Origin of the sequence: secondary endosymbiont of Trabutina mannipara (genome assembly GCF_900090215.1) — a bacterium.
Classification (GTDB): Bacteria; Pseudomonadota; Gammaproteobacteria; order Enterobacterales; family Enterobacteriaceae; genus Mikella.
Genome location: NZ_LT594522.1, coordinates 197,917 through 219,904, shown reverse-complemented (window position 1 = coordinate 219,904; position 21,988 = coordinate 197,917). Strand labels below are relative to the sequence as shown.

At 34.3% G+C, this 21,988-nt stretch carries 12 protein-coding genes, 3 tRNA genes and 1 pseudogene; 5 read left to right on the top strand and 11 right to left on the bottom strand.

Annotated features, from left to right (window positions below; translation table 11 throughout):
• Positions 1–23: 23 nt before the first annotated feature.
• The 6 genes and pseudogenes from TREMTM_RS01070 to ileS all read right to left on the bottom strand — a co-directional run bounded on the left by TREMTM_RS01070 (position 24) and on the right by ileS (position 7,543).
• Positions 24–97, bottom strand: a tRNA-Arg gene (locus TREMTM_RS01070).
• A gap of 10 nt (positions 98–107) precedes the next feature.
• A tRNA-Ser gene (locus tag TREMTM_RS01065) sits at positions 108–200 on the bottom strand.
• Positions 201–360: 160 nt separating this feature from the next.
• Positions 361–540, bottom strand: a complete 180-nt coding sequence (gene csrA / locus TREMTM_RS01060; RefSeq protein WP_083172464.1) for a carbon storage regulator CsrA — start codon at positions 538–540, stop codon at positions 361–363.
• A gap of 30 nt (positions 541–570) precedes the next feature.
• Positions 571–3,204: an alanine--tRNA ligase gene (alaS, locus tag TREMTM_RS01055; RefSeq protein WP_083172462.1), complete on the bottom strand. Its 2,634-nt coding sequence runs from the start codon at positions 3,202–3,204 to the stop codon at positions 571–573.
• Positions 3,205–3,276: 72 nt separating this feature from the next.
• A pseudogene (recA, locus tag TREMTM_RS01050) lies at positions 3,277–4,263 on the bottom strand (recombinase RecA); the annotation flags it as partial.
• Positions 4,264–4,720: 457 nt separating this feature from the next.
• The gene (ileS, locus tag TREMTM_RS01045) at positions 4,721–7,543 is read right to left on the bottom strand and encodes an isoleucine--tRNA ligase (RefSeq protein WP_083172458.1); all 2,823 of its coding nucleotides are present in this window, start codon (positions 7,541–7,543) and stop codon (positions 4,721–4,723) included.
• 94 nt (positions 7,544–7,637) lie between these two features.
• Here ileS and rpsT point away from each other — a divergent pair, with 94 nt between their 5' ends.
• Complete coding sequence (gene rpsT, locus TREMTM_RS01040) at positions 7,638–7,934, top strand: 30S ribosomal protein S20 (RefSeq protein ID WP_083172456.1); 297 nt, start codon at positions 7,638–7,640, stop codon at positions 7,932–7,934.
• Positions 7,935–8,003: 69 nt separating this feature from the next.
• Here rpsT and dnaJ read toward each other — a convergent pair whose 3' ends face one another.
• Positions 8,004–9,131 (bottom strand): molecular chaperone DnaJ, encoded by a 1,128-nt coding sequence (gene dnaJ, locus TREMTM_RS01035; protein ID WP_083172454.1) that lies wholly within the window; start codon positions 9,129–9,131, stop codon positions 8,004–8,006.
• A gap of 118 nt (positions 9,132–9,249) precedes the next feature.
• On the bottom strand, positions 9,250–11,169 hold the full coding sequence (dnaK, locus tag TREMTM_RS01030) for a molecular chaperone DnaK (protein ID WP_083172452.1): 1,920 nt from the start codon (positions 11,167–11,169) through the stop codon (positions 9,250–9,252).
• Between the two features lie 271 nt (positions 11,170–11,440).
• On the opposite strand from dnaK, the gene TREMTM_RS01025 reads away from it, so the two are divergent.
• The 4 genes from TREMTM_RS01025 to lon all read left to right on the top strand — a co-directional run bounded on the left by TREMTM_RS01025 (position 11,441) and on the right by lon (position 16,114).
• Positions 11,441–11,513 (top strand) — tRNA-Thr (locus TREMTM_RS01025).
• Positions 11,514–11,684: 171 nt separating this feature from the next.
• Positions 11,685–12,287, top strand: a complete 603-nt coding sequence (gene clpP, locus TREMTM_RS01020; RefSeq protein WP_172796631.1) for an ATP-dependent Clp endopeptidase proteolytic subunit ClpP — start codon at positions 11,685–11,687, stop codon at positions 12,285–12,287.
• A gap of 60 nt (positions 12,288–12,347) precedes the next feature.
• Complete coding sequence (gene clpX, locus TREMTM_RS01015; protein ID WP_083172450.1) at positions 12,348–13,616, top strand: ATP-dependent protease ATP-binding subunit ClpX; 1,269 nt, start codon at positions 12,348–12,350, stop codon at positions 13,614–13,616.
• Between the two features lie 164 nt (positions 13,617–13,780).
• The gene (lon, locus tag TREMTM_RS01010; protein WP_083172448.1) at positions 13,781–16,114 is read left to right on the top strand and encodes an endopeptidase La; all 2,334 of its coding nucleotides are present in this window, start codon (positions 13,781–13,783) and stop codon (positions 16,112–16,114) included.
• A 129-nt stretch (positions 16,115–16,243) separates the two neighbouring features.
• Here lon and mutS read toward each other — a convergent pair whose 3' ends face one another.
• The 3 genes from mutS to glyQ all read right to left on the bottom strand — a co-directional run bounded on the left by mutS (position 16,244) and on the right by glyQ (position 21,889).
• The gene (mutS, locus tag TREMTM_RS01005) at positions 16,244–18,796 is read right to left on the bottom strand and encodes a DNA mismatch repair protein MutS (protein ID WP_408065651.1); all 2,553 of its coding nucleotides are present in this window, start codon (positions 18,794–18,796) and stop codon (positions 16,244–16,246) included.
• Positions 18,797–18,878: 82 nt separating this feature from the next.
• The gene (gene glyS / locus TREMTM_RS01000; RefSeq protein WP_083172444.1) at positions 18,879–20,954 is read right to left on the bottom strand and encodes a glycine--tRNA ligase subunit beta; all 2,076 of its coding nucleotides are present in this window, start codon (positions 20,952–20,954) and stop codon (positions 18,879–18,881) included.
• Between the two features lie 20 nt (positions 20,955–20,974).
• Positions 20,975–21,889, bottom strand: coding sequence for a glycine--tRNA ligase subunit alpha (gene glyQ / locus TREMTM_RS00995; RefSeq protein ID WP_083172442.1), 915 nt, complete (start codon positions 21,887–21,889; stop codon positions 20,975–20,977).
• Between the last annotated feature and the right edge of the window lie 99 nt (positions 21,890–21,988).

The following is a 21,988-nucleotide window of genomic DNA, read 5'->3' as shown; positions in this document are numbered from 1 at the left end:
AACCTTACTTCTAAGATAGATAATGCATCCGGGAGGATTTGAACCTCCGACCGCTCGGTTCGTAGCCGAGTACTCTATCCAACTGAGCTACGGATGCATTGTGTATATGGCGGCGAGGGAGGGATTCGAACCCTCGATACAGCTTTTGATTGTATACTCCCTTAGCAGGGGAGCGCCTTCAGCCTCTCGGCCACCTCACCAATAATGAAAACTACATGCATAATTCTATATATTAATTTATATAGCTTTGATAAGTCAAAATAATTTGATAGTACAATAATAAATTTAAAATTAATGTTTAGTAACAATTATGGTTAATTAATAAAATTATATATGTATTTTATGAAAATAAAGATTTTTTTACGATTTTGTATTATCTTGAAGACGTTGATATATTTCTTCTCTATACACAGAAATTTCTTTAGGAGCATTAACACCAATACGAACTTTGTTACCTTTAATGCTTAAAACAGTAACCATAGTTACATTACTATTACTAATTATTAAAGTTTCACCAACTTTTCGATTTAAAATAAGCATTTTTTCCTTTAATTTTTTTTAAAAATCTATTTAAATACTTACAGCTATTATAGCATCTACATTTTCTAATACAGTTGATAATGTAGTAGTATTATTATTCTTACCGCTAGCCTGTGCTATATCGGCTCTGCCACCACCTTTTACACCTACCTGTTGTGCTATATGAATAACAATATCATATGCTTTAATCCTCTCAATTAAATCTTTAGTTACACCTGCTATTATGTATATTTTACCTGCTATCGTTGTAGCAAGAACAATAACAGCAGAACCAAGTTTATTTTTTAAATGATCTACCATAATACGTAAAACTTTATATTCAATGTTATCTAATTTAGTTACTAAAACTTTAACTCCTTTAATATTGCGAACATTCTGGATGATAGATATCACTATTTGTGTTGCATATTTATTTTTCAATTCTTGAATATCTTTTTCTAACTGGCGAGAATGTTCCTGCAGTGCTCGTACCTTATTAACTATTGTTTTGCTGTCACTTTTTATTAATTTTGTAACTTGGTTCAATAAATTATTTTGATTATTAAATAATATTATGGCTTCTTCTCCAGTAACAGCTTCAATACGACGTATATTCGCAGCTATTCCTGATTCTTTAGTAATACTAAAGATTCCAATATCTCCAGTACGGTTGGCGTGAGTTCCTCCACACAATTCTTTAGAAAAATCTCCAATACTCAGCATTCTAACATATTTATCGTTAAATAACGCTATTGCTCCTTTTTTACATGCTTCTTCCAGAGTTAAAATTTCTGTTTTAATAGATATATTACGTCTTATCTGCTTATTTACAATTTTTTCTACCTGGCGTATTTGTTCTAGTTCCATAGCTTTACTATGTAAAAAATCAAAACGTAAGTATTTATCTTTTACTGACGAGCTTTTTTGTTTAATATGTGGACCAAGCACCTGACGCAACGCTGCATGTAATAAATGTGTAGCAGAGTGATTTAAGCAAATCTTCTTACGAAGAAGATCATTTACTTGTGCGGTAACATTCATACCTAATCTTATTTCACCATAATTAATTTTACCTAAGTGGCAGATTGCTCTACCGTATTTCTGAGTATCTGTTACTTGAAAGATTCCAGAAGCTGCTTTTAATTCACCTTGGTCTCCAATCTGGCCACCCATCTCACTATAAAATGGTGTTTCTTTAAGTACTATTATTGCTTCTTCTCCATTAAATATTATATTAACTCGATGACCATTACGGAATATAGCTATTACTATACTCTGATGTTTAAGCTGTTCATATCCAATAAATGAAGATATTTCTTCTACTTGCTGCAGCAGTATATGACTGTTGTAGTCAAAGCTAAAATGGCGTGAATCGCGAGCTTTTTTACGTTGTGCTTCTAGAGCTGATTTAAATCCTGCTTTATCAACAGATAAGTTACGTTCACGACAAATATCTAAAGTAAAATCTAGAGGGAAACCATAAGTATCATAAAGACGAAAAGCAGTTTCTCCATTAAGAGTATCACCAGTCAATTTTTCTAGCTCTTCATCTAATAGCGTTAATCCACGTTTAATTGTGCGATTAAATTGCTCTTCTTCAGTACGAAGAATTTGTTCTACTATTGATCTTTGTAGTTTTAAGTTACCAGCAACATTACCCATTACTTCGATAAGTGGTGCAACTAGCTTGTAAAAAAAAGTATTGCTAACTCCTAGTATATTTCCATGGCGAAGAGCACGCCGAATAATACGGCGTAATACATATCCTCTACCTTCGTTTGAAGGTACAACTCCGTCGCTAATAATGAAAGCGCAAGAACGAATATGATCAGCAATAACACGTAAAGATTTGCTATTAAGGTTATTTGTGCCTGTTGCCCAGGCTGCAGCGTCAATAATTTTTTTAAAAAAGTCTATATCATAATTTGAATCAACATTTTGCAATACTGCAGCAATACGCTCTAGTCCCATACCAGTATCTACTGAAGGTTTGGGTAAAAGAAGCAGAGTTCCGTCAGTATGACGGTTAAATTGCATAAATACCAAGTTCCAAATTTCAATGTAACGATCGCCATTTTTATCTATGCTTCCCGGTGGATTTCCTAATATATGATTACCATGATCGTAAAATATTTCTGAACATGGACCGCAAGGACCAGTTTCGCCCATTTTCCAAAAATTATCAGAGTTATAAGCGATGCCTTTATTATCACCAATACGAATAATATGCTTTAAAGGGACCCCAATATCATTGGCCCATATATTATATGATTCATAATCGGTAGCATAAACTGTAACCCATAATTTATCTTTTGGTAGATTAAACCATTGTTCACTAGTTAATAATTCCCATGCAAATCGTATAGCATCATATTTAAAATAATCTCCAAAGCTAAAATTGCCTAACATCTCAAAAAAAGTATGGTGACGCGTCGTATAACCTACATTTTCCAAATCGTTATGCTTTCCACCAGCACGTACACAGCGCTGTGATGTAGTAGCTCTTCTGTAAGAACGATTATCTAGTCCTAAAAAGACATCTTTAAACTGATTCATACCTGCATTAGTAAAAAGCAATGTTGGATCGTTATTAGGTACCAATGAACTACTTGCAACAAGTTGATGTTCTTTGCTATTAAAAAAATTGATAAATTTCTGACGTATATCATCGGTGCTATTACTCATAGTTATCTCGATTAATTATAAATTATGCAAAATTTAAGAAAATAGGTAAATTTTTATTTATTAACTTCATAACAACAGCATATCACGTAATTTATTATCTATTTCTGCCGCTAATTCTAATTTTTTATGCAAAAAATTGCATGCATTAGTCTTACCTTGACCAATTTTTTCACCATTATAACTATACCAGGTACCAGATTTTTCAATTAAATTATGTTTTACGCCTATATCAATAAGTTCACCGTAGATATTAATTCCTTCACTGTACAATATTTGAAATTCTGCCTGTTTAAAAGGAGCAGCAATTTTGTTTTTTACAACTTTAACTCGTGTTTCACTGCCAACTACTACATCTCCTTCTTTTACTGAACCAATACGACGGATATCTAGACGAACTGATGCGTAAAATTTTAGAGCATTGCCCCCAGTCGTAGTTTCTAAATTACCAAACATAACGCCGATCTTCATACGTATCTGATTAATAAAAATCAGTAGAGTATTAGCGTTTTTTAAATTTACTGCCAACTTTCTCATTGCTTGACTCATCATGCGAGCAGCTAGTCCCATATGGGAATCACCTATTTCACCCTCAATTTCTGCTTTTGGCGTTAATGCTGCAACAGAATCAACAACAATGACATCTACTGCACCAGAACGAGTAAGGGCATCACATATTTCTAAAGCTTGTTCTCCAGTATCTGGCTGAGAGCACAGAAGATTATCAATATCCACCCCCAGTTTTTTAGCGTATATAGGATCAAGAGCGTGTTCAGCATCAATAAATGCACAGGTTTTATTTTTACGCTGTGCTGAAGCGATAACTTGCAGAGTCAGAGTTGTTTTACCTGATGATTCAGGACCGTATATTTCTACGATACGTCCCATAGGTAAACCACCAGCTCCCAAAGCGATATCTAGAGATAAAGAACCTGTAGATATTGTTTCAACATTCATAGAGCAATCTTCACCTAGACGCATTATTGATCCTTTACCAAATTGTTTTTCAATCTGGTTTAATGCTTCAGATAATGCTTTTTGTTTATTTTCATCAATAACCATTTTGACTCCTCTAAATCTAGATATCGCTATTATTTGTCAACCATAATTAATTTAAAATATATACAGCAGTCTTAGTATTAAGAAGGAATCTTTTAAAACAAATAATTTACTATTTTAGTTAGAGAACTTAAGTTATAAAACATCCGTAAAATTGAAACCTCTACATATAATAATTAATTTATGTATATAGAGCTATTTATCAAAACTGATTGTTAAATTTGAAATTATGTTTTTAACATTTAAGTTCTATCTTAAAGGTTTGTATTATTTTAAGGTTTGTATTATTTTACACTAGCTAATAATTGCAATAAAATTACTGATTTAGCTGGAAAATTTTTTTTATCTAACTAGTTCCACCATTTGTGGTAATTTATGATTTTAGTATTCTCGCTAGTAAAAATTCTAGTATAGAACTAGCATTTATTAAAGCTATTACAAATAAAAACCTTATTATTTATCATATAAACTTACGTTTTTCACCATATCCAGCAATGTTGGTAACACAACGACTACATATTTCTGGATAATTAGTATTTTGACCAATATTTAATTCATAATGCCAGCAGCGCTGACATTTTTTTCCAACAGCCCTTTCTAAGGTAATTTTTAAACCTTTTAATCCTTGACACTGCATAGCATCATTTCCAGCAGCATCATAATCTGCTACCACTGCATTTGAAGTTAGCAAAGCAAAATAAAGTTCATTACCTACTTTACGCAGCAAAGTAGCAAGAGAAGGTTTAGCATAAAGCGTAACACTAGCTTCTAGTGAAGCACAAATACGCTTATCAGCACGTGCAATTTCTATAATTTTATTAGTTTCATTACGTACTTTTAGCAAGGTACGCCAATATTTATCATTAAATGGTTGGTTATAATCTAGTTTAAATAGTCCTTTATACCATTCTTCTGTAAATACATACTGCATTCTTTTTCCAGGCATAAATTCCCAAATTTCATCAGCAGTAAACGACATAATAGGTGCTATCCAACGAACAATTGCCTCGCAAATATGGTATAATGCAGTTTGACAACTGCGACGTGCAATACTGTCAGCTTTAGCTGTATACTGACGATCTTTAATAATATCTAGATAAAAAGAACCCATCTCAATTGAACAAAATTGCATTATGCGTTGTATAACATTATGAAAATCATATCTATTGTAAGCAGCTATAATTTCTTCCTGGGCCGTTAAAGCACAGCTAACGGCCCAACGGTCTAATAATACCATGTGTTCAGGATTAACAATATGTTTGTTGGGATCAAAAAAGTTTAAATTAGCTAGTAGAAAACGTATTGTATTACGTATACGACGATAAATATCTACTGCTCTTTTAAGTATTTCATTAGATATTGCCATCTCTCCTGTGTAATCTGATGAAGCTACCCATAGTCGCAATATATCAGCTCCTAGTTTATCTACAATTTGTTGAGGACTTACTACATTACCCAATGATTTTGACATTTTTCTACTTTTTTCGTCCACAATAAATCCGTGGGTAAGTACCTGACGATATGGTGCCTTACCGTATATAGCAGTTGAAATTATCAATGATGACATAAACCAACCACGATGTTGGTCATAACCTTCTAAATACAGATCTGGTGTAGCTTTTTCAAAATCTGGATGTACTGAAACTACAGAAAAATATGTAGAACCAGAATCAAACCAAACATCAAGTGTATCTGGCACTTTATGGTAATGAATAGCATCTTCACCAAGAAGATTGATGGGATTTAAATCCCACCATGCTTGTACGCCTTTTTTTTCTACCATTTTTGCTACTTTTTCTATTATTTCTATAGTGCTGGGATGTAATAATTGAGTCTTCTTATGCACGAATAAGACCATTGGTACCCCCCAAATACGCTGACGTGAAATACACCAATCTGGACAATTGGCTACCATATTTTTAATTCTTTCCTGACCACAATTAGGAATCCAATTTACTTTTTTAATTTCTTCTAACGTATTTTTACGTAAATTTAGTAGATCTAGACTGATGAACCACTGGGGAGTAGTACGAAAGATAATTGGTGTTTTATGACGCCAGCAGTATGAATAACTGTGTTGCAGTTTATCTGCATGCATTATAGCTTCTTTAGCGCGTAGTATTTCGATAACTATATCATTTGCTTTTAAAAATTGTATACCGTCAAGTTCCTTTAAAATACCAGATAGATAATAACCATCAGGACCTACTAAATTTGTAACTTCTAAACCATATTTTTGGCTAAGAATATAATCTTCTAAACCGTGCCCAGGAGCTATATGTACAGCTCCTGTACCAGTAGATAAAGTTACATGATTGCTCAGTATAATTGATACATTAAAGTCCATAAAAGGATGACGAAATTTAAGTAACTCAAGATTACTTCCTTTAGTAGGAACTCCTATTATTTTCCAGTGCTGAATATTGGTACGTATAATTAAATTTTTAACTAAGTCAGCTGCTAAAATATAACCTTTTCCATTAATTTCTACTAATTGATAGTTTAAATTAGGGTTAATCGCGATAGCACGATTTGCTGGTAGAGTCCAGGGTGTAGTTGTCCAAATTACTATTGAAATTTTACCTGTGAAATTATTAGCCTGAAATTTTTTTGCTAAAGAAAGAGAATCTGCAGCTTCAAAAGTAACGTCAATAGACGGTGAAGTCTGTTCATAATATTCAATTTCTGATTCTGCAAGTGCAGAGCAACAATCAATACACCAATGTACTGGTTTAGCCCCTTTATACAAGTAACCGTTGGCAATAATCTTACCAAATGCACGAATAGTATTGGCTTCGGTAATAAAATTCATTGTTAGGTAAGGGTGCTTCCAGTCACCTAGTATACCTAAGCGCATAAAATCTCTTTTTTGCTTTTCTACCTGTTTTGCAGCGTATTTTCTACATGCCACTCTGAAATCAGAAGTATTTACTTTATTACCAGGTTTACCGATAAGTTGTTCTACTTTTAATTCAATTGGTAAACCATGACAATCCCAACCTGGGACATAGGGAGAGTCATAACCCATTAATATTTTAGATTTAATAATAATATCTTTAAGAATTTTATTAACTGAATGACCAATATGAATACTACCGTTTGCATACGGAGGTCCATCATGTAAAATAAATTTTTCTTTACCTTTTCTGGATTTACGAATCAATCCATAAAGATCATTAATATACCAACGTTCTAGCATATTAGGTTCACGATTAGCTAAATTACCACGCATAGGAAATTTTGTATAAGGTAAATTTATGGTATATTTTTTGCAATTATTCATTTTATTCTCGATTCAAAAACTATAAAAATGTATTTTAAATTTAAGAAAATAATGTATACTAATGTATAAGATAATCAACTGTTGGAGTTTAATCTTGGTTAGTATTAAATCAGCTAAGAAACGTACCATACAATCTGAAAAGCGTCGTCAATATAATGCAAGTAATCGTTCAATGATGCGAACTTTATTGAGAAAAGTACACACTGCTATTGCTTTAAAAGATAATGAAGCAGCACAAAATGCTTTTTATGTTATGCAAAAAATTATTGATCGTAAGGCGAGTAATGGATTACTACATAAAAATAAAGCTTCTCGTTATAAATCAATTATTAATGCAAAAATTAATACTTTGTTACAAAATAGTAATAACAAAAACAACAATAACAACTAATAACTAGTTTCATTTAGATCAACGGTATTGTACTAGGTAATCTAAAAATAGTTTCTAAAAAGTTAATATTTAACTGGTTAAATCATCAAAAAATTTTTTAACACCGTCAAAAAAGTTTTTTGATCGTGGACTATTTTGATAGCCTATTGAACCTTGAAAACTTTTTTCAAGCTCATGTAGCAATTTTTTCTGGTGTTCAGAAAGTTTAACAGGAGTTTCCACAACTACTCTACAAAGTAAATCTCCTTGAGATCCTCCACGAACCGATTTTACTCCTTTTCCCCTTATGCGAAATAATTTACCAGTCTGCGTTTCTGCTGGAATTTTTAACTTAACACGGCTGTTAAGTGTCGGAACTTCTATTTCTCCTCCTAGTGCTGCCATAGCAAAATTAATCGGTACTTCGCAGTAAAGATCATTGTCTTCTCTTTTAAAAAGAGGATGTTTACGTACTTGTACTTGCACATATAAATCTCCAGCAGCACTATGCTCACCAGTTTCTCCCTCTCCTGAGAGACGAATACGATCACCAGTATCAATTCCAGCAGGAATTTTTACAGAAATAGTCTTAACTTTTTCTACTCTTCCATTACTGTTACAGTTTGTACAAGGATATTTAATGATCTTACCTTGTCCTTGACAATTAGGACATGTCTGTTGTACCGAAAAAAAACTCTGGCGTATTTGTATCTGACCTTGCCCATTACAAGTAGGACAACGTACTGCAGAGGTTCCTTTTCTAGTACCACTGCCATGGCAAATATCACACTCTTCTAGAGTAGGAAAACGGATTTCCCGTGTTACACCGCGCACTGCCTCTTCAAGAGAAAGCTCTATATCATAGCGTAAATCTGATCCACGTTTAGTTCTTTGACGACGGCTACTGCCAAAAATATCACCAAATACATCACCAAATATTTCGCTAAAATCTGTTCCGCTAGAACTTCCACTACCTCCACCCATACTACCTTGTTCAAAAGCTGAGTGACCATATTGATCATAAGCAGCACGTTTTTTCGCATCTGCTAAAACTTCATAGGCTTCTTTAATTTCTTTGAATTTTGCTTCAGCTTCTGTATTGCCTTGATTACGATCTGGATGAAATTTCATAGCCAGTCTTTTATAGGCTTTTTTAATTTCACGATCTTCCGCATTCTTTGAAATGCCTAAAATCTTGTAGTAGTCTGATTTAGCCATTGTCGTATCTTCCTGCCATCAAAATAATTACACGGGCGCAGAGTTACCTCAACGCCCGTGCCTGTTTATCTATAATATATTATGCGGTTATTAAGCGCCGCTATGCACCACTCTACTATTATTTTTTATCTTTAACTTCTTCAAACTCAGCATCAACAACTTCATTTTCTGTTTTAGCGTTATTGTTATCCCCGCTTTCTTTAACTTCATCTTTCTCATTTTTTTGATGTTGAGCTACTTCTATCAATTTGCTAGATACTTTTATTAAAAGCTGTATTTTATTTTCAATATCAGATTTTACTTCACCTTTCAGCGAAGTATCTAAATTTTTTAATGCTTCCTCAATAGCTAATTTATCATTTTCTAAGAGTTTAGCACCATATTCTTTTAACTGTTTACGAGTACTGTGTAGCAAATGATCTGCTTGATTACGAATTTGCACTAATTCTTCAAATTTACGATCAGATTCTGCATTTGCTTCTGCTTCTTGTACCATCTTTTGAATTTCTTCCTCTTTTAAACCTGAGGATGCCTTAATGGTAATTTTTTGCTCACGACCACTATTTTTATCTTTAGCAGATACGTGAAGAATACCATCAGCATCGATATCAAATGTGACTTCAATTTGTGGAGTACCGCGCATTGCAGGAGCAATTCCATCTAAATTAAATTGACCTAAAGATTTATTATCTACTGCACGTTTACGTTCACCCTGTAATACATGTATAGTTACCGCTGATTGATTGTCTTCTGCAGTAGAGAAGACCTGACTGTGCTTGGTAGGTATAGTAGTATTCTTGGAAATTAGCTGGGTCATAATGCCACCCATAGTTTCGATACCTAACGATAAAGGGGTAACATCTAGTAGCAATACATCCTTAACATCTCCAGCAAGCACACCACCCTGAATTGCAGCACCGATTGCTACAGCTTCATCTGGATTAACATCTTTTCGTGGTTCTTTACCAAAAAATTCAGTAACTTTTCTCTGAACTAGGGGCATACGAGTTTGTCCACCAACTAAAATAACATCTTTAATATCAGATACCGATAGACCAGTATCCTTTAAAGCTAATTTTAAAGGTTCAAGAGTACGATTAACTAATTCTTCTACTAGTAACTCTAATTTAGCACGAGTTACTTTTAAATTCATATGTTTAGGACCAAAATTATCTGCTGTGATGTATGGTAAATTAACATCAGTTTGTTGCGAAGATGATAATTCTATTTTAGCTTTTTCAGCAGCTTCTTTTAAACGCTGCATTGCCAAAGGATCATTGCGTAAATCAATACCATGATCTTTTTTAAATTCATCTACTAAATAGTTAATTAAACGACTATCGAAATCTTCACCCCCTAAATGGGTGTCTCCATTAGTAGAAAGTACTTCAAATGTTTTTTCACCATCAACATCATCTACTTCAATAATTGAAATATCAAAAGTTCCGCCTCCTAAATCATAAACTGCAATAGTTCTGTTGCTAGTTTCTTTGTCAAGACCATATGCCAAAGCAGCTGCAGTAGGCTCATTGATAATACGTTTAACGTCCAATCCAGCGATACGTCCTGCATCTTTAGTTGCTTGTCTTTGTGCATCATTAAAATAAGCAGGTACAGTAATAACCGCTTCTGTAACAGATTCTCCCAAATAATCTTCTACAGTTTTTTTCATTTTTTTTAAAATCTCTGCAGAAATTTGCTGAGGTGCTATTTTTTGATCTTTAACTTCTATCCAAGCATCACCATTATCTGCTGCTATTATTTTATAAGGCATAATATTTACATCTCGTTGTACTTCATTATCCTGAAAACGACGGCCAATTAGACGTTTTATAGCAAACAATGTATTCTTAGGGTTAGTGATTGACTGACGTTTAGCAGGTTGACCAACTAGGATCTTACCATCCTGAGTATAGGCAATGATAGAAGGAGTAGTACGATCTCCTTCGCTATTTTCAAGTACACGAGGTTTATTGCCTTCAATAATAGCAATACAGGAGTTGGTTGTACCTAAGTCGATACCAATAATTTTTCCCATCTAAACATCTCCACTAAAAGTTTAATTTTTTTAATTTCGTTGTGGTTATAAAATCTGATATGCGTCCTAAAATAAACTTTTCAAGTTTTTGCTAACCTATTATTTAAATTTTAACAACGTAGGACGCAAAGCGCAAAGTATGACGCCTAGAAAGGTCATGATTTTATGCATCAAGTGGAAGGTGCATCAAAGGTAATAATAGTACTTTCTTGATTGACTTTTTTTGAAAATTTATTTAATTTATTTATTTATATTTAATTTATTTTAAAATGCCGATATAGCTCAGTTGGAAGAGCAACGCATTCGTAATGCGAAGGTCATAGGTTCAACTCCTATTATCGGCAATACTGTTCATTTTGCTGCCATATACCGTATAGATGGTTACCAAGGTACGCATTTCGGTATAGGGTAAATAGTTACGCTGTAAATACCGTAAATACCAAATTTAAATACAAAACCTAGATCCCTAGGATCCTAGTTAGCTAGGAAAGTACTTTAACTTTTTGAGGTAAAATATGTTCATTAAAAATTTTATGGCATTAGTACCTATGGTAGTCGAACAGAATTCAAGAGAAGAGCGTTCATACGATATTTTTTCTCGCCTCTTAAAAGAACGTATTATATTCATGACAGGAAAAATTGAAGATTATATGGCAAATTTAATCATTGCACAGATGATGTTTTTAGAAGCTGAAAATCCTGAAAAAGATATTTATCTTTATATTAATTCACCAGGTGGTGTTATTACAGCAGGTATGTCAATTTATGATACTATGCAATTTATAAAGCCTGATGTTAGTACTTTGAGTATGGGACAAACAGCTTCTATAAGTGCTTTTCTTTTAACGGCTGGTGCAAAAGGTAAGCGTTTCTGTTTACCTAATTCACGGATAATGATTCATCAACCTTTAGGAGGATTCTATGGACAAGCTACTGATATTAAAATTCATGCTAGAGAAATTCTATATATCAAGGAACGAATAAACAAATTAATGGCAAAACATACAGGTCAGTCTATCGAAGTAATAGAGAGAGATACTGAACGTGATCGTTTTCTTTCTGCCTCTGAGGCAGTAGACTATGGATTAGTAGATTTTGTTTTAAGCCAGCGATTATAATTTTAAAAATATAATTTTAGTACGTACTTCAAAAACAAAAAAAAGAGGTTTACTTTACTGATGACAGATAAAAGCAAAAACTGTTCAGAAAAGTTGCTATATTGCTCTTTCTGCAGTAAAAACCAGTCTGAGGTGCAGAAACTAATAGCAGGAAAGTCCGTGTATATATGCGATGAATGTGTTTATTTATGCAACAATATTATCAGCGAAGATATAGAAATTACTCGTAGTGAACTACGAGTATTGCCCACGCCCCATGAAATCAATAAATATTTAAATGATTATGTTATCGGTCAGGATAAAGCTCAAAAAGTACTCTCAGTAGCTGTATATAACCATTATAAGCGTTTACGACATTACAATATTAATAATCCAATTGAAATTGGTAAAAGTAATATATTATTGATTGGACCTACAGGTAGCGGTAAGACCTTACTAGCAGAAACTATGGCACGTTTTTTAGATGTTCCTTTTATTATTGCCGATGCAACTACACTAACAGAAGCCGGATATGTAGGTGAGGATGTGGAGAATATTATCCAAAAACTACTACAAAAATGTAATTATGATGTACAAAAAGCACAGTATGGTATCGTATATATCGATGAGATTGATAAAATTACCCGTAAATCTGATAACCCTTCCATTACCCGTGACGTATCAGGTGAAGGAGTTCAGCAGGCACTTCTAAAACTTATAGAAGGCACCATTGCTGCCGTTCCCCCGCAAGGGGGAAGAAAGCATCCTCAGCAAGAATTTATTAGAGTAGATACCTCTAAAATTTTGTTTATCTGCGGTGGTGCTTTTGCTGGTCTAAATAAAGTAATAGAGCATAGAACTGGAACTAGAGGAATAGGTTTTAGCGCTTACATTAAAGGAAATTCAGAAAAAAATAATGAAAGCAGACTGTTAGCTCAAGTAGAACCAGAAGATCTGATAAAGTTCGGTCTCATTCCAGAATTTATTGGAAGATTACCTGTTGTAACAACGTTAAATGAATTAAGTGAAGAAGCACTAATTCAAATTTTGCAAAAACCTAAGAACGCTCTTACTAAACAATATCAGGCATTATTTAACATTGAAGGGGTTGAGCTTGAATTTAACGAAGAAGCTATTACAGCTATTGCTAAAAAAGCTATGAAACGTAAAACTGGAGCACGTGGTCTGCGTTCTATTATTGAAAATGTTCTTCTAGAAACAATGTATGAACTTCCTTCAAAAAATAACATAGATAAAGTTATAATTGATGAATCAGTTATTGCTGGTAAGTCAGATCCGTTGTTTATCTATGGTAATCGCAGAAAAGAACAGCAGAAATCAGGTAATTAACTGCATATTAAACAGCATTTTACATAAATTTTATTCTTTTTTTTCATGTTGAATATAAGCTATTTGATACTATATTACATAATATGGTATTTTGGTTTTTTGTTACCATTCCCCTATCTATTTACTATTTATAGATGGCGTCAGCTAAACTAAGAGAGAGCTATATGAATGCCGAATGTTCTGAGCGTATAAAAATTCCAGTATTGCCTCTACGCGATGTTGTAGTATATCCATATATGGTAATTCCGTTGTTTGTAGGTAGGGAAAAATCTATTCGTTGTCTTGAAGCAGCCGTAGGTAGTGATAAAAAAATCATGCTAGTAGCTCAAAAAAAAGCGTCAACTGATGAACCTTGTATTGATGATCTTTTTTCAGTAGGAACTGTATCTTCAATTTTGCAAATACTAAAACTAGCAGACGGTACAGTAAAATTGCTAGTAGAAGGTTTATCTCGTGCACGTATTAAATCTTGGGCTGATCGTGGTGATTATTTTACCGCTGATGTAGATTATTTTGAAGCTCCAGAACTAAATAATGAGAACGAACGAAAATTACTGATACGTACAGCTATTAATCATTTTGAAGTATATATTAGCCTAAATAAGAAAATTTCTACAGAAATTTTAACATCATTAAAGAATATTGATGATGCTGTACGTTTAGCAGATACTATCGCTGCTCATATACCACTAAAGCTAACTGACAAACAATCAGTGCTTGAAATGGCCTCTGTAACAGAGCGGTTAGAATACTTGATAGCGATGATGGAGTCAGAAATTGATCTGCTACAGGTAGAGAAACGTATCCGCCATCGTGTTAAAAAACAGATGGAAAAAAGTCAAAAAGAATACTATCTAAATGAACAAATAAAAGCAATTCAGAAAGAATTAGGCGATCTTGATGATACTCCAGATGAAAATGAAGTTTTTAAGCGTAAGATAGATGCTGCAAAAATGCCAAATGAAGCCCGTGAAAAGACCGAAGCAGAACTTCAGAAATTAAAAATGATGTCACCTATGTCTGCAGAAGCAACAGTAGTGCGGGGCTACATAGATTGGATGCTATCGGTCCCTTGGAATTTGCGCAGCAAAGTTAAAAAAAACCTTATTAAAGCGCAAGAAACTCTCGATCGAGATCATTATGGACTGGAAAAAGTTAAAGAACGTATTTTGGAATATCTTGCAGTACAAAGCAGGATAAGTAAAATTAAAGGACCTATTCTTTGCTTATTAGGTCCTCCTGGAGTAGGAAAAACATCGTTAGGTCAGTCTATTGCTAAAGCTACAGGTCGTAAGTATATTCGGATGGCTTTAGGTGGTGTACGCGATGAGGCTGAAATACGCGGGCATCGACGTACTTATATTGGCTCCATGCCTGGTAAATTAATTCAAAAACTTTCTAAAGTTGGAGTAAAAAATCCACTATTTTTGCTTGACGAAATAGATAAGATGTCTTCAGATATACGTGGTGATCCGGCATCAGCATTACTTGAAGTATTAGATCCGGAACAAAACGTAACATTCAACGACCATTACTTAGAAGTAAACTATGATCTTTCTGATGTAATGTTTGTTGCTACTTCAAATACAATGAATATTCCAGCGCCTCTCTTAGATAGGATGGAGGTTATACGTCTTTCTGGATATACTGAAGAAGAAAAACTTAATATTGCTCAACAGCATCTGTTATCTAAGCAACTAAAACGTAATGCTTTAAAAAAAAGCGAACTTAAAATAGAAGAAAGTGCTATATTGGGGATAATTCGTTATTACACTCGTGAATCAGGAGTTCGTAGCTTAGAGAGAGAAATATCTAAAATTTGCCGCAAAACAGTAAAAAACCTACTAATGAATAATAACATAAAAAATATGGTTATCAGTGCTGATAACCTGAAAAATTTTTTGGGTGTTCAACGATTTGATTATGGTCGCGCGGAAGAAAAAAATATTATTGGTCAAGTTACTGGTCTTGCGTGGACTGAAGTTGGCGGTGATCTGTTGATTATTGAAACCGCATGCGTTCCAGGTAAGGGCAAATTAATATATACAGGTTCACTTGGAGAAGTAATGCAAGAGTCTATTCAAACAGCAATGACTGTAGTACGTGCTCGTGCTGAAAAAATTGGCATTAGTAATAATTTTTATGAAAAAAACGATATACATGTACATGTCCCTGAAGGAGCTACGCCTAAAGATGGTCCTAGTGCTGGGATAGCAATATGTACTGCGATGGTATCATGTTTAAGTGGAAATTATGTTAAAGCAAACATAGCAATGACCGGGGAAATTACCCTACGGGGACAGGTACTTCCTATCGGTGGATTAAAGGAAAAATTACTTGCAGCGCACCGAGGAGGTATAAAAACAGTAATTATACCTTTTGAAAATAAGCGAGACCTAGAAGAAATGCCGACTAACGTAATAAAAGACTTACATATTCATCCAGTACAGCACATTGATGAAGTTCTTCATATGGCGCTACAAAATAATACTTTCTGAAAATGCTTAATTTTGGATAAAACCAAGTAAATTGAAGTTACCTACAACTTAAACTTAAACTGTAAAAAATATTCCCCAAAAACACAACTTTTGTTTATGCATGTACTTCAAACACTAAAAAGCGCATATTTACAATATTTTCTTAATTTTGTACAATACTTCAAGTGCTTGAAGTGGTGAAATTTTATCTAGTTTTAAATTTTTCAATTTTTTAACTAATAGTGGTATCTTCTGATCTTCCTGCTTAAATTGCAAGTAGTCTATGTTTTTAAATTTTTTTTCTCTAGAAATTATTTCTAATTCATGTAATTTTTTACGTGCGCGTTTAATTATTTTTCGCGGTATTCCAGCTAACTCTGCTACTGAAAGTCCGTAACTTTTGTTAGCGGCCCCATTTTGCACATTGTGCATAAATGCAATTGTATCGCCATGCTCTACAGCGTCTAGATGCACGTTAACTACACCATCCATTTTATCAGGTATAGTAGTTAATTCAAAGTAGTGCGTGGCAAACAAAGTCATTGATTTTATGCAGCTAGCAAAATTTTCTGCACAAGCCCAAGCTATCGCAAGCCCATCATAAGTAGAAGTACCACGGCCGATTTCATCTATTAATACTAAACTATGATGTGTTGCATTGTGCAGTATATTTGCAATTTCTGTCATTTCTACCATGAATGTAGAACGACCTGAAGCTAAATCATCAGCTGCACCTATGCGGGTAAATATACGATCTACAGGTCCTATAATTGCACATTCAGCTGGTACAAAGCTCCCAATATATGCTAATAGCACAATTAAAGCATTTTGGCGCATATAAGTGCTCTTACCACCCATATTAGGTCCTGTAATAATAAGCATACATTGTTTATCAGACAACATTAACTTATTAGCGATAAATGGTTCTTTTAAAAGATGCTCTACTACTGGATGGCGGCCTCCTTTGATATATATACCAGATCTAGCTTCTAAAGTAGGACAAACATAATTCAAAGTTTCAGCACGCTCAGCTAGGTTACATAAAACATCTAACTCTGCTAGTGCCTCAGCGCTTTGCTGCATCATTGCTAAATTAGGTAATAGCAAGTCAAATAGTTCATCGTACAGAACTTTTTCTAAGGTTAGAGCCTTGCTTTTTGCAGTCAATACTTTATCTTCGAATTTTTTTAATTCAGGAATAATATAACGTTCTGCGTTTTTTAGTGTTTGACGACGAACATAGTGAATTGGCACTAGATGGCTTTGGTTACGACTTAGCTGAATAAAATAACCGTGTACGGTATTAAAACCAATTTTTAGATTATATATTCCAGTTTTCTCACGCTCGCTCAATTCTAGCCGGTATAGATAATCGGTTGCGCCAGTTGCAAGACCGCGCAATTCATCTAGTTCTGCATTATAACCAGGAGCGATAACGCCGCCATCACGCACTAACATAGGAGGCGACTCGATAATGGATTGTGACAGCAAATAACGTATTTTTTCAAAGTCACCAATACGGTTAAGTAATTGGATTAAATCTAGATCTTTATTTATAAGCAGCTTCTTGATAGACGGAATCTGCGCAAAAGCAGAACGCATACGTGATAAATCACGAGGCCTCGCCGAACGTAACGCTAACCGCGCTAAAATTCTCTCAAGATCTCCAATTTGCCGCAGTAGCGGCTGTAAATATGATACCTGATCATGTAGAACACGGATTATTTTTTGGCGAAAATTTACTGTAGTAATATTACGTATTGGCATGTGAAGCCAGCGTTTCAGCATTCTACTGCCCATTGGGGTAACTGTTCTGTCTATAACATCCGCTAATGTATTTTTGCTACCGCCGCTAAAATTCTGTGTAATCTCTAGATTACGCTGTGTAGTTGCATCCATTAGAATACCTTCTTGCTTGTTCTCTAGAGAGATTGTATTAATATGGGGTAACGACGATGTGCACTGGGTATTTTTAGTGTATTGTAGTAGACAACCTGCGGCACATAAAGCTAGATGTGCTCGATCAACACCAAAACAAGTTAAATCATGTGTACCAAAATGCATAGTTAGTTGTTGGCGGGCAGTATCTAGTTCGAACTCCCACAACTGACGTCTGCGGAGACCACGTCGGTGTTCAATTAGCGATATATCCTGAAAATTTTCAGGATATAGCAGTTCTGCAGGATTAGTACGCTGTAATTCTGCGGCCATAACTTCGCGATCTATTTGCTCTGATATTAAGAAACGACCTGAAGTAATATCTAAGGTAGCATAACCAAATCTATGCTGATCCTGCCATATAGCAGCTAAAAGGTTATCCTGACGGTCATTTAATAACGATTCTTCGCTTAAAGTACCAGGAGTAACAATACGTACTACACGCCGTTCCACTGGAACTTTTGTAGCTAAATGACTGTCTATTTGTTCACAGATAGCTATAGATTCTCCCATAGATACTAACTTAGCAAGATAATTGTCTACTGCATGATAGGGGATTCCAGCCATAGGAATAGGCTCACCAGCAATAGTACCACGTTTAGTAAGAGAAATATCCATTAACTGCGACGCTTTTTTAGCGTCATCATAAAATAACTCATAAAAGTCTCCCATACGATAAAATAGCAGAACATCTGGGTGCTGAGCCTTCAACTTTAAGTACTGCTGCATCATTGGAGTATATGAATCTAAATCTTTGTCTTTAATATCAAAAATAGACATTTTAATTAATCCATTTTATGGTATAATTGTATATAGGATAAATTGATATGTTTAAATTATATCAAAGCTATTGCAATAGAGAAATATCTGCTATCTTCAAGAACAACTTATGAAGTTGTGAGAGTAAAGTTAGGCGGTTAATTCTAACCTGGTAATCATCTGTCATTACCATAACATTATCAAAAAAAGCAGTTACATGCTCACTTAGCGACGCTAGCTCTATCAACGCATCTTGATAGCGTTTAGTATCAAACAATGGTTGTAATTTTTCGCTTATAACATTCAAATAGGTTGCTAAATTAATTTCTGCAGGATCTTTTAAAATTGATGTTTTAATACTACCATATACTGTATTATTATCATATTTTGCTAAAATATTCGATACTCTCTTGTGTACGACAGCTAACGTTGCAGATTCTTTAAAATTACAGAAATAGCTCACGGCACGTACTCTAGCGTCAAAATCTACTGGGCATGTAGGACTAATTGCCAACACCGCCTGAATTATATTTAAATCATATCCCTGATCTTGATACCAGGTACGAAACCTACTAAACATAAAATCAATAACATCATTTACAACCGAATCATTGTTTAACTTATCTCCGTAAAAACTACGCGTTTTTAGTGTCATAGTTTGCAGATCTAGAGATAACTTTTTTTCTACAATAATACGTAGCACGCCAATAGCAATACGGCGTAATGCAAATGGATCTTTATCTCCTCTAGGATATTGGCCAATACCTAAAATTCCTGTTAGCGTATCCATTTTATCGGCGATAGCTACTGCACAAGACACCAGTGTTGTAGGAAGAGCATCTCCGGAGAATCTAGGATGATATTGCTCTTTTTGTGCCAAAGCTATGGCTTCTGGTTCGTTATCGTGTAGAGCGTAATGCATACCCATTACGCCTTGTGTTTCAGTAAATTCAAAAACCATATTAGTAATTAGATCGCATTTAGATAACAAACCAGCTCGCGCTGCATGTTGCACATTGGCTCCAATATTACCAGCTATCCAAGCTGCTAAAGCTTGTACCCGTTCACTTTTATCACGTATAGTGCCCAGATTTTTTTGGAATAATACTGAATTTAGACCTGAAAGGCGATCTTCCAGTCTCTGTTTTAGATCAGTATTAAAAAAAAATTCAGCATCTGCTAAACGTGAACGAACTACTTTTTCATTACCAGCAATAATTTTCTGCGGATTTTTGGATTCAATATTTGCAACAAAGATAAAATACGGCAATAAATTTCTAACTGAATCATAAACTGGAAAATATTTTTGGTCTTTTTTCATGGTACAAACTAGCACTTCGGCAGGCACAGATAGGAACTTTTCTTCAAATCGTGCAGTAAGTACCACTGGCCATTCTACTAAGGAAGTAACCTCTTCTAACATAAGATCGCTTAAATCAGCTACCCCACCAATTTTTTTAGCAGCAAATTCTACATCTCTGCGAATGGTTTCTTTACGCTGAAAATAGTCAGCTATGACCCGTCCTCTAGTAACCAGAACTTGCGGATAATTGTTTGCGTGATCAAGAAAAATTTCTTGCTCTCCCATAAATCTGTGTCCCAGTACCACTCTATCTACATTAATACCAAGTATATTACCATAAATAATAAGATCATTTAAAAGTAACGTTACGGTACGTAACGGCCAAATAAATTTATTATCTACCCATCTAATTATTTTCAGTATAGCTAATTTTTCTAGCGCGTTGCTTACTATACCACATAATAAATTTTGTACTGGCTTACCTTTTACTATTGAATTGTAAACTAACCATTTTCCTTTTTTATTTACTAAATATTCAGCTTGGCTAATAGTAATACCACAATCACGCGCCCATCCTAAAGCTGCTTTAGTAGGATTTCCTTTAGCGTCAAATGCTTGCGCAATTGTTGGACCTAAGTTTTCTATATTACTATCTTCTTGGGTTTCATTCATAGCAGCTACTTTAACAGCAATTCTACGTGGCGTTGCAAACCAACTTATTTCTCCATGAGAAACACCATTAATATCAAGTTCACTGTTGATTTTTGTAGCGAAAGTTTCAGCTAAATTACGCAGCCTCTTTGGAGGCAGTTCTTCTGTGCCTATTTCTACTAGGAAAGTAGGAAAATTATTTGTTGTCATAGCTATTTCTTATTATTAACTTAATTTTTTATTTTTTCACATAGGGGAAAGCCTAGCGATTCGCGTGAAGCGTAGTAAGCTTCCGCTACTGCTTTAGTCAATGTGCGAATTCGCAAAATATAGTACTGGCGTACTGTTACTGAAATAGCTTTACGTGCATCTAACAAATTGAAACTATGCGCTGCCTTTAAGATACGCTCATAAGCAGGCAACGGTAAAGGTTTCTCTAGAGAGAGCAAACTTTTAACCTCTTTTTCGTACTGTTCAAAACAATAAAATAAAAAATCAACGTCAGCATATTCAAAATTATAGGTTGATTGTTCTACTTCGTTTTGGTGTAATAAATCTCCATAAGTTCTACGACCTAATGTCCCCTCGCTCCATACCAAATCATAAACGCTGTCTACATCTTGCAAATACATAGCTAAACGCTCAAGACCATAAGTAATTTCTCCTGTAACCGGGCGGCACTCTAGACATCCTATTTGCTGAAAATAAGTTAATTGCGTAACTTCCATACCATTTAACCATACTTCCCAACCAATACCAGAAGCTCCTAGTGTAGGATTTTCCCAGTTATCTTCTACAAAACGTAGATCATTAATTGTAAGATCTAAACCCAATTTAATTATAGAATTAAGATATAGTTCTTGTATATTGTCTGGAGAAGGTTTCATGATAACCTGAAATTGATAATAATGCTGCAAACGATTGGGATTTTCCCCGTAGCGTCCATCTTTGGGACGGCGAGAATTCTGTACATAAGCGTTAGCAATAGGTTCTGGTCCAATTGCTTGCAAACAAGTCATGGGATGGGATGTGCCAGCACCAACTTCTATATCTAGTGGCTGAACAAGGGTACAACCATAACGCACCCAATACTCCTGGAGAGTTAGAATTAATCCTTGAAAAGTTTTTCTATTAAAATTTTGCATATTATTTATTATATATTAGGGTGATCTTTTAGATCAAAAAGAAAAAAGCCCATTTAATCATCAATAATGATAATGGGCTTTTATATTTTTTAAAATATT